At 67.1% G+C, this 13745-nt stretch carries 15 protein-coding genes; 8 read left to right on the top strand and 7 right to left on the bottom strand.

Going from position 1 to position 13745, the window contains the following annotated elements; all coding sequences use genetic code 11:
• Positions 1–155 precede the first annotated feature (155 nt).
• Positions 156–1886, top strand: coding sequence for an ABC-F family ATP-binding cassette domain-containing protein (locus DBZ45_RS03425; protein ID WP_111902564.1), 1731 nt, complete (start codon positions 156–158; stop codon positions 1884–1886).
• Between the two features lie 113 nt (positions 1887–1999).
• Here the strand turns inward: DBZ45_RS03425 and DBZ45_RS03420 are convergent, their stop codons facing one another.
• On the bottom strand, positions 2000–3823 hold the full coding sequence (locus tag DBZ45_RS03420) for a hypothetical protein (RefSeq protein WP_146617436.1): 1824 nt from the start codon (positions 3821–3823) through the stop codon (positions 2000–2002).
• Entirely contained in the window at positions 3820–4287 is a 468-nt protein-coding gene (locus DBZ45_RS22585; RefSeq protein ID WP_146617435.1) for a hypothetical protein, read from the bottom strand. Before DBZ45_RS22585 ends, DBZ45_RS03420 begins: the two co-directional genes overlap by 4 nt.
• Before the next feature lie 219 nt (positions 4288–4506).
• Between DBZ45_RS22585 and DBZ45_RS03410 the strand changes: the two genes are divergently transcribed.
• Together DBZ45_RS03410 and DBZ45_RS03405 are read left to right on the top strand one after the other, a co-directional pair.
• Entirely contained in the window at positions 4507–4884 is a 378-nt protein-coding gene (locus DBZ45_RS03410) for a VOC family protein (protein WP_111902561.1), read from the top strand.
• A gap of 253 nt (positions 4885–5137) precedes the next feature.
• Positions 5138–6598, top strand: coding sequence for an amino acid permease (locus tag DBZ45_RS03405; protein ID WP_111902560.1), 1461 nt, complete (start codon positions 5138–5140; stop codon positions 6596–6598).
• 34 nt (positions 6599–6632) lie between these two features.
• On the opposite strand, the gene DBZ45_RS03400 is transcribed toward DBZ45_RS03405, so the two are convergent.
• Together DBZ45_RS03400 and DBZ45_RS03395 are read right to left on the bottom strand one after the other, a co-directional pair.
• Positions 6633–7388: a dienelactone hydrolase family protein gene (locus tag DBZ45_RS03400; RefSeq protein ID WP_111902559.1), complete on the bottom strand. Its 756-nt coding sequence runs from the start codon at positions 7386–7388 to the stop codon at positions 6633–6635.
• Between the two features lie 131 nt (positions 7389–7519).
• Complete coding sequence (locus DBZ45_RS03395) at positions 7520–7696, bottom strand: CsbD family protein (protein ID WP_111902558.1); 177 nt, start codon at positions 7694–7696, stop codon at positions 7520–7522.
• A 119-nt stretch (positions 7697–7815) separates the two neighbouring features.
• Between DBZ45_RS03395 and DBZ45_RS03390 the strand changes: the two genes are divergently transcribed.
• From DBZ45_RS03390 to DBZ45_RS03370, 5 genes are all read left to right on the top strand, one after another.
• Entirely contained in the window at positions 7816–8274 is a 459-nt protein-coding gene (locus DBZ45_RS03390) for an SRPBCC family protein (protein WP_111902557.1), read from the top strand.
• Positions 8274–8963: a pentapeptide repeat-containing protein gene (locus tag DBZ45_RS03385; RefSeq protein WP_111902556.1), complete on the top strand. Its 690-nt coding sequence runs from the start codon at positions 8274–8276 to the stop codon at positions 8961–8963. Before DBZ45_RS03390 ends, DBZ45_RS03385 begins: the two co-directional genes overlap by 1 nt.
• 109 nt (positions 8964–9072) lie before the next feature.
• Positions 9073–10284 carry a thiolase family protein gene (locus DBZ45_RS03380; RefSeq protein WP_111902555.1) on the top strand — a complete coding sequence of 404 codons (1212 nt, stop codon included), beginning with the start codon at positions 9073–9075 and terminating at the stop codon, positions 10282–10284.
• A gap of 101 nt (positions 10285–10385) precedes the next feature.
• Positions 10386–11165, top strand: coding sequence for an enoyl-CoA hydratase/isomerase family protein (locus DBZ45_RS03375; protein ID WP_223256899.1), 780 nt, complete (start codon positions 10386–10388; stop codon positions 11163–11165).
• On the top strand, positions 11162–12016 hold the full coding sequence (locus tag DBZ45_RS03370; protein ID WP_111902553.1) for a 3-hydroxyacyl-CoA dehydrogenase family protein: 855 nt from the start codon (positions 11162–11164) through the stop codon (positions 12014–12016). Before DBZ45_RS03375 ends, DBZ45_RS03370 begins: the two co-directional genes overlap by 4 nt.
• A gap of 37 nt (positions 12017–12053) precedes the next feature.
• On the opposite strand, the gene DBZ45_RS03365 is transcribed toward DBZ45_RS03370, so the two are convergent.
• The 3 genes from DBZ45_RS03365 to DBZ45_RS03355 form a co-directional block, all read right to left on the bottom strand.
• Positions 12054–12284, bottom strand: a complete 231-nt coding sequence (locus DBZ45_RS03365) for a DUF6480 family protein (RefSeq protein WP_111902552.1) — start codon at positions 12282–12284, stop codon at positions 12054–12056.
• 34 nt (positions 12285–12318) lie between these two features.
• Positions 12319–12750: an SRPBCC family protein gene (locus DBZ45_RS03360; protein ID WP_111902551.1), complete on the bottom strand. Its 432-nt coding sequence runs from the start codon at positions 12748–12750 to the stop codon at positions 12319–12321.
• 64 nt (positions 12751–12814) lie between these two features.
• A complete protein-coding gene (locus DBZ45_RS03355; RefSeq protein WP_111902550.1) occupies positions 12815–13636 on the bottom strand; it encodes an SGNH/GDSL hydrolase family protein in 822 nt (273 codons plus the stop codon).
• Positions 13637–13745 lie beyond the last annotated feature (109 nt).

The raw sequence follows: 13745 nt of genomic DNA, 5'->3' as shown, positions 1-13745 counted from the left end.
GCGCGAACCTTGACGGGGCCGCCCGCGGGCGGGCAGGCTTGACCCATGAAGTCCTAGACCCCGACGCTGGCATCCTCCGGCGTCGACATGGCCCTAGACCTGGCCCCGTCGAGCTCCCAGCTCCGGGGCCGCACTTTGGACTGCGAGGACTTCCCATGACTGAACCAAATTTCCGCACCGAACAGCTCCGCCTGTCCGGCGTCTCCCACGGCTACGGGGACCGCGAACTCTTCACCGGCGTCGACCTGGCGATCGCTGCTGGGGAGCATGCCGCCGTCGTGGGTGAGAACGGTGCGGGCAAGTCCACCCTGCTGCGGATCCTGGCGGGAATCGAGGCGCCGGCGGGCGGCACGGTCCGGCGGCACGGCCGGGTGGGATACCTGGCGCAGACGTCGGGGCTGCCCGCCCGGCTGACCGTGGCCGACGCGATCGACAATGCACTCCTCGCGCTCCGGGAGATGGAATCCGAGCTGGAACGGCTGGAGGACGGCCTGGCGGCGGCCGGGGCAAACGAACTCGAGGCGTACGGGAACCTGCAGACCCAGTACCAGCTGCGCGAGGGCTACGCCGCGGAATCCCGTGTGGAGGCGGCATTGGACCGGCTGGGCCTGGGCGGGGTGGACCGCCGCCGGGCACTGGGGTCGCTGTCAGGCGGGGAGCAGGAGCGCGTCGCGCTGGCCTGCCTGCTGGCCGACCCCGCGGACATCCTGCTCCTGGACGAACCCACAAACCACCTGGACGCCGGCGGCACTGCCTGGCTCGAGGGCCGCCTCGCTGCCCACCGGGGACCCGTGGTGGTGGTCTCCCACGACCGCGTGCTCCTGCGGAAAATCGCCGCGGCCGTCATCGAGGTGGACGCCGAGCGGCGCACGGTGAACCGCTACGGCAACGGCTACGACGGCTACCTGAAGGAGAAGCGGGCCGAACGCCAGCGCTGGGCACAGCAGTACCACGGCTGGCTCGACGCCATGGCCTCCGAACGGCGTCAGGCGGACACCGTCGCGGACCGGATGGGCTATGCGCGCCGACGGGATAACGACAAGGCGGCCTTCGACTTCAAGACGGGCACCTGGCAGAGCGCCGCCGCCAGCAAGGTCCGCAATGCCCAGGAGCGACTGCGCCGCCTGGAGGGCAACCCGGTGGAGCGCCCGCCGGAACGCCTGAAGCTCGACGCCGGGCTGGACGGCGACGGGCTGAACGGCGACGGGCCGGACCTGGACAGTGGACCCCGGGACGCGGCCGACCGGGTCCTTTACGCCCGCAACACGCGGGTGCCCGGCCGGTTGGACGTGCCCGAGTTCCGTGTGGACCGCGGGCAGAAAGTCCTGATCACCGGCCCCAACGGCGCCGGCAAGTCCACGCTGCTTTCCGTTCTGGCCGGCACCCTCGAGCCTGCCGCGGGCCAGGTGGTGCGGCGCGGCCGCATCGGTTATCTGCAGCAGGAGCTGGAGCTGCCCGAGCAGCCATCCCTACGGCTGCTGCCGGCCTTTGCTGCCGGGCTGGGCGGGAACATCGACGACCACGCCGAGGCGCTGCTGCGGCTGGGCCTCTTCCGCACAAGCGAGTTCCATGTTCCGGTGGGTGCCCTTTCCGCCGGCCAGCAGCGCAGGCTGTCGCTCGCCCGGCTCCTGCTGGGCCGTAACGAGGTCATGCTCCTCGACGAACCCACCAACCACCTGGCTCCCGTGCTCGTGGAGGAACTGGAATCGGCGCTCGCGGACTTCAGCGGAACCGTTGTGATGGTCAGCCATGACCGGGCCCTGGGCGAATGGTTCGACGGCTGCGCGGACAGGTCCCGGGGCCGGGCCGGCGAAGGTACGCCGGGCACGTGGCTCAGGTACACGATGGCGGAGGGCACGGTGGAAAAGGTGGCACTGCCCGCCTGAACCTCCGCTTGCCGGCAGGAAAAAACCCAGGCCCCGCGGGTGTGCCGCGGGGCCTGGGTTATTTAGCATCTTGGTTTTCGAACCGCCTGGGTTCCTGCCTCTCCGAAGAGTGGCTACCGGAACAGGGCGCCGTAGGTTCCCATGATGATGCGGTCGCCCGGCTTCGACTTCTTGATGTAATCCACCACCGCCCAGTCGTCGAGCGAGATGCAGCCCGCCGTCGGGACCTTGTTCATGTGCAGGAAGATGGCGAAGCCGGCGTCCTGCACGATGTTGGGCCGGTTGTAGTTGATGACCACGCCCTGACGGTAGTCATGCGAGGCGCGTGTGGCGAAGTACCACATGTTCTCGTCCCAGCCCACCCAGGACGAGGACTCGAAGTACTTGTTGTACGTCGCGGTCCACGGGTTGCCGCCCCAGCGGGAGCGCGGGTTCAGCGTGCGGTAGGGGAGCTGCGTTCCCGGGTTGCCCAGCCCGAATGCCTCGGTTACCGAGTAGGACCCCGTGGGGGAGTACAGGTTTCGGGTGGGGCCGGAGGGCACCCCCGGTGCCTTGAAGCCGGAGGCCCCCACGTAGCCGTCCGTCTTCCAGTCCGCAACGTACAGCCCTGCCACCCGGACGCAGTAAATGTTTGTCGCGTAGGACCGCCCGTAGCCCTGGGTGAACGTGAGCAGGACCCGGTTAGCGCCGTAGGTGGGATACCTGGACCGGCCGTTGTTCAGCTTCGCGCACTCTGTCATGGAGTAGATGCGGGTGCCGCCGGCTGTCGACCAACCGATGTAGCCCGCCTGGAATGACTGGATGCATTGTCCCGGGATGCATTTTTCATTGGCCGTGGGATAACCCAGCCCGCTGCGGGTTGAACCTGCGGTGGCGTACCGCGCGCCGATGCCGCCCTTGGTGACCCAGTTGCCGCTTCCCGCAGACCAGTAGATGGCGCCGCCCTGGAAGCGCTGGACACAGCCCCCGGCCGGCTGGCCGCAGGTTTCGCTGCTGGTGGGGTACCCCAGTGCACCGGGCAACCCGCCCACGCCTACCCATTTGGCGTAGTTCCCCGGACGCACCGCCCTTGCTCCGCTTGCTGGACTCCAGTAGATGTAGCCCTTGGCAAACTTCTGGTAGCAGCCGCCGTTCCGCTGGCCACAGGTTTCCTTGGACACGGGCAGGCCCAGAACGCTCACTGCTCCGAGGGTGTTCCAGTGACCTCCGATGGCTCCCCGCAACCAGACTTGGTACGTGCCCATGCCCGACCACGCAATGAGCCTGCCGGTGGACATTTTCTGAACAGTTCCTCCCGGAACCGCTACTTCGTCCGTGACTGGATAGCCGAAAGCTTTGCCCCGGCCGTTGGCGTGCCAGTAGGGGCCGGTGTGTCCTGCCGTCAGGAGCACGGGGTGGGCCCCGGTGGCAGCGGTCCAATACATCGTTCCGCCCTTGAACGTCTGGGAGCAAAGGCCCGCGCCGCACGTTTCGTTCGCCACCGGCGCCCCCAGGGCGCCGGCCGCACCGTTCATGGCCCGCCATTTCACGCCGATGGCGCCCTTGACGACGACGGGAGCAGGGGCGGGAGGGACCGTGGGCGACGGCGTCACGGACGGCGCGGGAGTAACTGTGGCCGAGGGCGTCACAGACTGTGCGGGAGAATCAGTGGGCGTGGGCGTCACGGACGGCGAAGGTGCCTCCGATGGCAGGGCCGGCTCCGACGGCGCGGGGACAACGGACTCTGCCGGCTGAGGCGATCCCGCGGTAGTCGCGCTGGGGCTCGGCGTCACCGTGGCCGTGCCAGGTGTTTCCGCGCCTGCCGTCGAAACATCCGCAGTTCCCGTTGCCTGGGCCGGCGGTGGAGGGGTGGATTCAACAGCGAGGGCGGGCGAGGACGCAAGGGACCCGGCCACCAGGCTCAGGAGCAGGGCGGCCGCAAATATTGGTTTTTTCACGAAGCGTCCTCCACCGAGACAACGGGTTCGCACGTGCCGGCCTGGCCCGTGGTTTTGGCGAAGTTCTCAGCAGAAACCTCAGCCGATTTCCCTGCCTGGACGGTTTCCGTGATCAGGGTGTGGCCCTGGACTGCCGCGCCGACGGTGACCGCGATGGCCACGGTGTAGGTCTTGGCTTTGTCCGTGGAGTTGACCAGGGTTCCCTTGAACGTCCACTGGCCGTCCGCACCGGCCGCGCAGGTGTGCTCCCGCAGGGCGTCGATCGCGTTCAGCGATGTGGACACATCGGTGGGGAGGACAGGGGCCGTAGTGGGTGGTGAGGATTCCGACGGCGTCTGGGACGCCGGCGTCGTAATGGCTGGTGATGCGCTGGGGCTTGGCCCGGAGGGGCCACTGCCCCCGCCGGAACACCCCGAGGCCGCCAGCAGCAAGGCAGCCGGCAGCAGTAGAGCTCTCTTTCTCATACTTCCCCCTGAACAAATGGCGCAAGTGCCGGCGCCGCATGAGACGGTGCGGTGCCATGGCCGGGAACGGATCCCCGGCCATGGTGCTCACAGTAGTCGGAACTGGCCCCCGCCGGGAGCCTTTTCTCCATTCGAATTAGAGACGGCGTCCCCGCAGGTCAGAGACGGGCTCTCGATATGTGCTGCCTTCCCGTTAGACACCTCCTTACACTGAACTTCATGGCTTGCCGTATCAGCGAACTTGTCCTCAATTGCGCCGACCCCGAACTGCTCGCGCGGTTCTGGAGCGAGGTGCTCGGCTACGTCGAACTCGACCGGGAGGACGGCGCGATCGAGATCGGCCCGCCCGACGCCGGGTTCGGCGGCCTGCAGCCCACCATCATCCTGAGCCCCAGCAGCGACCCGCGGACCGGAAAGCTCCGGCTGCACATCGACGTCAACCCCGTCGACCGGGACCAGGACGCGGAGCTGGAACGGCTGCTCGCCCTCGGCGCCCGTCGCGCCGACGTCGGACAGACCGGCGACGAGCAGTGGCACGTCCTGGCCGACCCCGAGGGCAACGAGTTCTGCCTCCTGCGCAGGCGGCTTGAACCCTGATCTGACCACGCGCGGCTAGCAGCGTCCGCACCATACCCGGCACCCGTTCCTGCCGGGAATGTTGTCCCCGTCACGCACCATGCGTTGAATCTTGTACGATGGATAGGCCGTGCGAACCTTCGATGCTCCACGAGTTTTTGTACACATGCGGTCCTCAAGAGGGGCCAGAAGTCGAATTATCTGTACAAAATCTCCAGGTTCCGGAACCGGCAGTGCCCTATCCAAGGCAACCCCCGACCTACAAGGAACAGTTGTGCCTCAAAGTACCCCAACAGAACTTATGAGCCCGACGGCTCCATCCGCCGCCGTCGACTCGACCCTCAGCGCCGAGGGCTACAAGAAGACCCTGGGCCGGCGCCACGTCACCATGATCGCCATGGGCGGCGCCATCGGCGTAGGCCTCTTCATGGGTGCGGGCGGTCGCCTGGCCTCCACCGGCCCTGCGCTGATTTTCTCCTACGCCATCGCCGGCGTCATCGCCTACCTGCTGATGCGCGCCCTCGGCGAACTCATCATGTACCGCCAGACCTCCGGCTCCTTCGTCAGCTACGCTGGCGAAATGTTCGGTAAGAAGGGCGCCTACCTGTCCGGCTGGATGTACTTCATCAACTGGGGCATGACCGGCATCGCCGAACTGATCGCGATCGGCCTCTACTTCCAGTTCTTCTTCCCGAACGTACCGGTGGAAGCCTCCGCCATCGCCGCGCTGCTCCTCCTGGTTGCCGTCAACCTGCTCAGCGTCAAGGCGTTCGGCGAATTCGAGTTCTGGGCATCCTGCCTGAAGGTGGGCGCCATCCTGATCTTCCTGGCAGTAGGCACCTTCATGGTGGTCACCAACGCGCAGGTGGGTGACGGGCACGCGTCCGTCAGTAACCTCTTCGCGGCCGAGGGCGGCATGTTCCCCAAGGGCGCCCTGGTGATGGTCCTGGTCCTCAACGCCGTCATCTTCGCGTACAACGGCATCGAGCTCGTCGGCATCACCGCCGGCGAGATGCAGAATCCGGAACGCGAAGTGCCCAAGGCGATCCGCGCCGTCGTGCTCCGCATTGTGGTGTTCTACGTCGGTTCCGTTACGCTGCTGGCCATGCTTCTGCCGTCCGACCAGTACAAGGCCGGCACGTCCCCGTTCGTCACCGTGTTCGGCCAGATGGGCCTGGGCTGGGTGGGCGATGTGATGAACATGATCGTCATCACCGCCGCCCTGTCCTCCTGCAACTCGGGGCTCTACTCGATCGGCCGGGTGTTCCGCACCATGGCCAACAACGGGCATGCCCCGCAGTGGCTCACCCGGATGTCCAAGCGCCACGTTCCGTACGCCGCGATCCTGGCCATCGCCGCGTTCTACCTGGTGGGCATCCTGCTCAATATCTGGCTGGGCGGCTCACACGCGTTCGACCTCGCGCTCAACACCGCGTCCATCGGCGTCATCTTCACGTGGGGCGCCATCTTCGCGAGCCAGATCGCGCTGCGGCACCGCAAGGGCCAGGTTTCCAGCCTGCCGATGCCGGGTTCGCCCTGGACCAGCTGGGCCGGGCTCGTGGGCCTGCTCGCAATTACAGTGCTGATCGGCTTCGACACCATGACCAGCAAGACCGGCGAAGTCTTCCACCTCGGCCTGTGGACCCTTGCCACCGTTCCGTTCTTCGCCCTGGTTCTGTGGCTCGGCTGGCAGAAGGTCAAGAACAACGAGCCGAAGAGCGAACTCTTCAGCTAGCCTTCTGTTTTGATTACGACGGCGGGCCCTCCTTTTAGGAGGCGCTCGCCGTCGCTGTCGGTGGGGATTCCCTGAGGTGCCGGGCGAAGTGGTCCTCGATCCGGCGCCACGCCTCCTGAGCGGCCGCCGGATCCGGACCAATCCCCATCACGCGCGCCAGCGGGCGCAGTGCCCGCGGGCCTTCCTCCTGGTCGTTCAGGAAGGAGTGCCCCGCCGTCGGGAATTCCTTGACGTCGTGTTCAACGCCGGCCGCGGCAAGGGCGGATTCCAGCCTGGCCGCGGCGCCCCGCAGGGTGCGGTCCTGCGCGCCGTAGTTTGCGACGAGCGGGCAGGCGCCCCGGAGTGCCGGCTCGAGGTCGCGGGGGAGGCGGCCGTAATTCACTGAAGCGGCGTCGAAGCCGTCGTTGGCCGCCAGCAGCGCGAACCCTCCGCCCATGCAGAAGCCGATGACGCCCGTCCGGCCCGTGCAGAGGGGCGATGCCTGAAGCCATGAGCGTGCGGCGGCGATGTCGGCAAAGACCCGTCCTCCGCCCGTCATCATGGACTTCATGGTGCCGACCAGGCAGCGGCCCGGGCCGCCGCCGCTGTAAAGGTCCACAGCGAGCGTGAGGTAGCCGGCCGCAGCCAGCCGGTCGGCATGGCGTCGGATCTGGTCGGTGAGGCCGAACGCCTCGTGGATCATCACGACGCCGGGAAAGGGGCCCGTGCCGGTAGGGGTGGCGAGGTAGCCGCGAAGGTTCTTGGATCCGCCGGTGGCAGTGCCTGTCCCGCCCACGTCTACGTGCGTCATGCGCCCAGTCTTGCACGGGCCGCAGTCTTCCACGGGGCCGTCTTTGCGGGGCTTCAGCCGGCCGCCACGCAAAAACGGCGACGCCGGGCTCCCCCCAAGGGAGTCCGGCGTCGCCGTTGAGCGGGGTTGTACTAATCCCGCTTGAATTCGTCCTTGACGCCTTCGCCGACCTTCTTGGCGTCGGCGACCACCTGGTCCTTCTGGCCCTCTGCCTTAAGGCGGTCATTGTCCGTCGCGTTGCCCGCCGCTTCCTTGGCCTTACCGCCGAAGTCCTCTGCAGCGTTCTGGATCTTGTCTCCGATACCCATGGTGGGGACCACCTTCCGTCGCCGGTTGATCTCACAAAGCCATTTCAGCCTAACACGAAGCATGCTTACTATTTCAAGTGGCGAGGCAAAAATGTCGGTCCCGCGGCTAGGCTCGAAGGATGGATCACAGCATCAGCCTGAGTCAGCACGTGAACGCCACTCCGGAGAAAGTCTGGCGGGTGATCTCGGATATTCCGGGGTCGGCCGCCACGCTTTCCGGCGTCGAGTCCATTCAGATGGTCGGCGAGGGGCCGTACGGCGAAGGGACTCGCTGGAAGGAGACGAGGTCCATGCTGGGCCGGCGTGAAACCGTGGAAATGTGGGTGTCGCAGGCGGACCCGCCGCACAGCACAACAGTCAAGGCGCTGCAGGGCGGAACGGACTACACGTCCAGGTTCACGCTGGTAGAGCGGGCCGGCGGTACCGACCTGACACTGACGTTCGGGGCCGAGGTTCTCCGGCCCACTGTGCTCAGCCGGCTGATGTTCGCCCTGTTTGGACGGCTGGGCATGAACATGACGCGGAAGGCTCTGGCGAAGGACCTCGCTGAGATTGCCGCGAAAGCGGAGCAGCTTTAGTGGCGGGCAGGCCCGCGGGGAAACCCCGGCAGGGTGCGGCGTCGAAGATTACGCCGCCGAGGCTGGCACCGGTCCGGCTGGAGGGCCTCCGGGATGACGGCGCGCCGGACTTCAGGCGTGCCGAGCGGTATGACGGCATGCGGTACACGCGTGCGGCCGCCGACGGGCTGGAGCTCAGCGGCGTCACCTTCGCCGAATGCGAATTCGCCGGTGTCTCCTTCAATGAAGCCCAGCTGCGTGGCGCCACCTTCCGGGACTGCGTCATCGAGGAGGCCTTTGCCCCCGTCCTGAACCTGGCACGGTCCACCATGCACGACGTCGTCATCAGCAATCCCAGATGGGGGTCGGCGGAGCTCTACGAGAGCGGCTGGCAGTCGGTGCGGATCGACGGCGGCAAGCTGGACTACCTGAATCTGCGCGGTTCCCGGCTGGCGGACGTGCAGATCAGTGACTGCATCATCAGTGAGCTGGACCTGGGTTCCGCAACCGCCGCCCGGGTGGCGCTGAAAAACTGCACCATCGGAAACCTGGACCTGGCCGGCGCCAAGCTGAAGGACTTCGACCTCCGCGGCACGGACTTCCGGAGCGTCAGCGGGCTGGGCAGCCTGGCCGGCGTCGTGATTGACGAGTACCAGCTGGGGCTTCTGGCGCCACTCCTGGCGGCCCACCTGGGCGTGGTCGTCGCCTGACAAAAACTCCGGTTCCGTTGACCGGTTGCCCGCGCCGTGTAATCTTTATAGAACGAACGGTCGGTAATTTATTCGCTTCCGGCCCAGCTTCTGCGAAAAGGATGTACTCATGGTCGAGGCTTTTCTGGTGGGCGGTGCCCGCACCCCGGTGGGACGGTACGGCGGAGCGCTTTCGGCGGTCCGGCCCGATGATCTCGCCGCGCTGGTGGTCCGCGAGGCCGTGGCCAGGGCGGGCGTTGATCCGGACGCGATCGACGAGGTCATCCTCGGCAACGCCAACGGCGCCGGCGAGGAGAACCGCAACGTGGCGCGCATGGCCACCATCCTCGCCGGACTTCCGCTGCACATCCCCGGCATCACCGTGAACCGGCTCTGCGCCTCGGGCCTGAGCGCCATCATCATGGCTAGCCAGATGATCAAGTCCGGGGCCGCGGACATCGTGGTGGCCGGCGGGGTCGAGTCCATGAGCCGCGCGCCCTGGGTTCAGGAGAAGCCGCAGGCGGCGTTCGCCAAGCCCGGCGACATTTTCGACACCTCCATCGGCTGGCGCTTCGTGAACCCGCTGTTCAAAAAGGGCGAACTGTCGCGCGACGGCAAGATGACGTTCTCCATGCCGGAAACCGCGGAGGAAGTGGGCCGCGTGGACGGCATTTCCCGCGAGGACGCCGACGCCTTCGCCGTCCGGTCCCACGAAAAAGCACTCGCCGCCATCGAGGCGGGCCGCTTCAAGGACGAAATCGTCCCGGTGACGGTCAAGACCCGCAAGGCCGAGACGGTGGTGGACACCGATGAGGGACCCCGCGCAGGCACCAGCATGGACGTGCTGTCCGGTCTCCGTCCCGTGGTTCCCGGCGGCTCGGTGGTCACCGCCGGCAACTCGTCCTCCCTCAACGACGGCGCCTCAGCGATCATTGTCGCCTCCGAGGCCGCCATCCAGCGGCTGGGCCTGACGCCCCGCGCCCGCATCATCGACGGCGCGTCCGCCGGCTGCGAGCCGGAGATCATGGGCATCGGCCCGGTCCCGGCAACCCAGAAGGTGCTCAAGCGCAGCGGGCTCAGCGTCGGTGACCTTGGCGCCGTCGAGCTTAATGAGGCGTTTGCCACCCAGTCCCTTGCGAGCGTGCGGCGCCTCGGGCTGGACCCGGACATTGTGAACAACGACGGCGGCGCGATCGCTTTGGGGCATCCGCTGGGTTCCAGCGGCTCCCGGATCGCCATCACCCTGCTGGGCCGGATGGAGCGCGAAGACGCGCGGATGGGCCTGGCCACCATGTGCATCGGCGTGGGCCAGGGAACGGCCATGCTGCTGGAGCGCGTGTAGTGCCGGGCCAGGACAGCGAAAACCAGGACAGCGCGAACCAGGACAGTACGAACCAGGACAGCGCGAACGGACACTTCAACACCCAGGAGTTCCGCACCCTCCTGGTCGAAGAGCGCGCGGACCGGGTGGTGGTGCTCCTCAACCGCCCGGAAGTCCGCAATGCGATCGACCAGCAGATGGTGGACGAGCTCCATGCCGTGTGCGCGGCGCTGGAGAAGAACCCCAGGGTCCTCATCATCGCGGGCACCGAGGGCGTTTTTGCCTCCGGCGCGGACATCGCGCAGCTGCGGGAACGGCGCCGCGACGACGCGCTGCAGGGCATCAACTCCACCATCTTTGTGCGGATCGCCAAGCTGCCCATGCCGGTGATCGCCGCGCTGGACGGCTACTGCCTGGGTGGCGGCGCCGAACTGGCCTATGCTGCCGACTTCCGGATCGGCACCCCGGCGGTGCGGATCGGCAATCCGGAAACCGGGCTGGGTATCCTGGCTGCTGCCGGCGCCAGCTGGCGGCTGAAAGAGCTGGTGGGGGAGCCGGTGGCCAAGGAAATCCTGTTGGCCGGCCGGGTGTTGAAGGCGGAGGAGGCACTCGCCTTCAACCTGGTCACCGAACTCCACGAGGCTGCCGATCTTATGGACGCCGCCCACAAGCTGGCCGACCGGATCGCCCGGCAGGACCCGCTGGCCGTCCGGATCACCAAGTCTGTGTTCCACGCCCCGGCCGAGGCTCACCCGCTGATCGACCAGCTGGCGCAGGGAATCCTGTTCGAGTCGCAGGCCAAGTTCGACCGGATGCAGAACTTCCTGAACAGGAAAAGCACTGACAGGAAGAACTCAGACAAGAAAAACGACAAGAAAACCACAGACGGGACCCAGCCATGACCGCCATTCCCCAGCACGTCGGAGTCCTCGGCGGCGGCCGGATGGGCGCCGGAATCGCCCACGCCTTCCTCATTAAGGGCGCCACCGTCGTGGTGGTGGAGCGCGACGGCGATGCTGCCGCCGGCGCCCGCACGCGGGTCGCCGACGCCGTGGCGAAGTCCGCTGCCCGCGGCGCCCTGGACGGAATGCCGGAGGAAGTCCTGGCCCGGTTCAGCACGTCCACCGATTATTCGGCCTTCGCCGGCTGCGGCCTCGTGGTGGAGGCGGTGCCGGAGGACTTCGAGCTGAAGGTCAGCGCCCTGAAGGCGGTCGAGGAACAGCTTCCCCCCGAAGCGTTCCTGGCCTCGAACACGTCGTCGCTCTCTGTCACCGACCTCGCAGCCCAGCTGCAGCGGCCGGCCAGCTTCGTGGGGCTGCACTTCTTCAATCCCGTGCCCGCATCCACCCTGATCGAGGTGGTGGTGGCCAAGGAGACGTCAGCCGAGCTGGCGGCCCAAGCGAAAGGCTGGACGGAAGCGCTGGGCAAGACCGCCGTCGTCGTCATTGATGCCCCGGGGTTCGCGTCCTCGCGGCTGGGCGTGGCGATTGCCCTGGAAGCGATGCGCATGGTGGAGGAGGGCGTGGCCTCCGCGGAGGACATCGATGCCGCCATGGTGCTGGGCTACAAGCACCCCACCGGGCCGCTGAAGACCACCGACATCGTGGGCCTGGACGTCCGCCTGGGCATCGCCGAGTATCTGCACTCGACGCTGGGGGAGCGTTTCGCACCGCCTCAGATCCTTCGGGACAAGGTGGCCCGCGGCGAACTGGGCCGCAAATCCGGCAAGGGGTTCTTCGACTGGGCTGACTGACGGACGGCCGTCCGGGCCCGCCTTCAGCATCGTGAGCCTAGAGCAGGCCGACGATGTAGCCGACGAAGAACAGCAGGCACAGCAGCACCACAATGCCGATGACAATCAGCACCGCCACCTGCGTTCCCCGCGGCGGTCCTCCCTCGTCGTGCCCCTGCGGTCCGCCGGTTGAAGCTTCAGCGGGCGGCGTTTCCCCGGGCGGCACCCCGCCGCCCGGCTCCAGTCCGGTGAGGTGGTCCTCGAGGGGGTCGGGGTTCTGGCTGCTCATGGGGTCCTCCTGTGCTGAGTTGCGGCCGGGACGGTTACAGCGATTCGAGTTTCTGCCGGAGCCCGTCGAGGGCAGGGTCCCGCAGCTTCATGAACTGCGGCGTGAGGAGCGGCTGCAGCAGCTTGTACGGCCAGTTAATGCTGAACTGGGCCGTGTACAGGACCTCGGAACCGGAGCTGAGCGAACGCACGTCGATCGAGTCAAAGGCCGCGAGGTTCCGGTGTTCGCCCCGGAGCTTGATGTGGTTGTCGAACAGTTCGATGACCTCGTACTCGATGGGCTGGCGTTTGCCCCGGAACAGTGCCTCCGCATGGTAGCGGTGGCCGACGGCGACCGGTCCCTCGGTCAGCTTCTCCATTACCGCCGTCCCCGGGTCCCACTCGCTGGTGTGTTCGAAGGCGGACAGGTAGGCGAACGCAGTCCGCGCCGGCAGGGAAGAAGAAACAGTGCCCGAGACTGTGATCATGACACCAGCCTAGCCACGCCCGCCGCCGGGCACACCGGTTGGGCAGCCCCGCGCCGTGCGGCGGCTAGTTGAGGGCCGCCCGGATGGAGGCAGCGTAGCCCTTGGCGTAGCCATCCGCCGTCGGGTGAAAGGTCTCCAGTGACGCCGGCAGGCCCACAATCCACGGCTGTGCGGACCCGATTCCGTGGCCGGCGAACGCGCGGGTCACATCCACGTAGATAACCTTTGAGCGTCCTCCATCCGCTGCCTGGGCTGCCTTGGCAATGACCGCGTTAAGCTGTTGCGTCAGCCCGTTGATTGGACCGGCAGCCGGGCTGGCGCCGGGCTCGAACAGCAGCGGGTACCCGGTCACATAGATGTCGGCGCGGGGTGCCTTTGCCTTGACCTCATTCAGCATGGCCAGAAGATCCTGGAAGAACGGGCTTGCCGCGGGGTCGGTCAAGGCAGTCTGCAGGACCGCGGCCCGCTGCTGCAGTGCAGTGAAGCACGCCTGGCCCGGGTCCACCGTACAGATCCCGAGCGCGCCAATGGAGTCCAGGTCGTTCCCTCCTGCAGTGACAGTTACCAGATCGGCATTCTTGCTCATGGCAGGGATCTGGACTGCCCGCACGCTGCTTGTGGTGGCGCCGCTGCACGCCGTGTTCCCGGCGAGCCGGATCTTGCGCACCGCGTCCAGGAGTGTCGGATACCCGTGCTCGCTCCGCAGGCAGGCGGCGTCAACGTAGGGCGCGGCGCCCTGGCCTGCAGCATAGGAATCTCCCAGTGCGACATACGAGTTTGTGCGGTCCGCGGACGCCGGCGCTGCGGTCAGGCCGGCGAGGGCCATCGCCGCGAGGACACCGGCAAGGCGGACGGTCCGCCGTCGCAAAGGCTGTGTGGCTGTCATGACAAACCCCCCATGTGGTCGCTGAGGCCAGGAGTGGCGCTCATCGCCCTAGAGTACTCCCGCCGAAGGGACTGGATCGTGGCACTTTGTACTCGTTTTTCTGCCGGGT

The organism is Arthrobacter globiformis, from assembly GCF_003261175.1.
GTDB classification, from domain to species: domain Bacteria; phylum Actinomycetota; class Actinomycetes; order Actinomycetales; family Micrococcaceae; genus Arthrobacter; species Arthrobacter globiformis_A.
This window is presented reverse-complemented; position numbering and strand designations above follow the sequence as displayed.

Excerpts from the sequence above, each read along its gene's own strand:
- DBZ45_RS03425 (WP_111902564.1), top strand. The coding sequence starts at position 156 with ATGACTGAACCAAATTTCCGCACCGAACAGCTCCGCCTGTCCGGCGTC.
- DBZ45_RS22585 (WP_146617435.1), bottom strand. The coding sequence starts at position 4,287 with ATGAGAAAGAGAGCTCTACTGCTGCCGGCTGCCTTGCTGCTGGCGGCC.
- DBZ45_RS03410 (WP_111902561.1), top strand. The coding sequence starts at position 4,507 with ATGGCTTGCCGTATCAGCGAACTTGTCCTCAATTGCGCCGACCCCGAA.
- DBZ45_RS03400 (WP_111902559.1), bottom strand. The coding sequence starts at position 7,388 with ATGACGCACGTAGACGTGGGCGGGACAGGCACTGCCACCGGCGGATCC.
- DBZ45_RS03395 (WP_111902558.1), bottom strand. The coding sequence starts at position 7,696 with ATGGGTATCGGAGACAAGATCCAGAACGCTGCAGAGGACTTCGGCGGT.
- DBZ45_RS03390 (WP_111902557.1), top strand. The coding sequence starts at position 7,816 with ATGGATCACAGCATCAGCCTGAGTCAGCACGTGAACGCCACTCCGGAG.
- DBZ45_RS03380 (WP_111902555.1), top strand. The coding sequence starts at position 9,073 with ATGGTCGAGGCTTTTCTGGTGGGCGGTGCCCGCACCCCGGTGGGACGG.
- DBZ45_RS03370 (WP_111902553.1), top strand. The coding sequence starts at position 11,162 with ATGACCGCCATTCCCCAGCACGTCGGAGTCCTCGGCGGCGGCCGGATG.
- DBZ45_RS03365 (WP_111902552.1), bottom strand. The coding sequence starts at position 12,284 with ATGAGCAGCCAGAACCCCGACCCCCTCGAGGACCACCTCACCGGACTG.
- DBZ45_RS03360 (WP_111902551.1), bottom strand. The coding sequence starts at position 12,750 with ATGATCACAGTCTCGGGCACTGTTTCTTCTTCCCTGCCGGCGCGGACT.
- DBZ45_RS03355 (WP_111902550.1), bottom strand. The coding sequence starts at position 13,636 with ATGACAGCCACACAGCCTTTGCGACGGCGGACCGTCCGCCTTGCCGGT.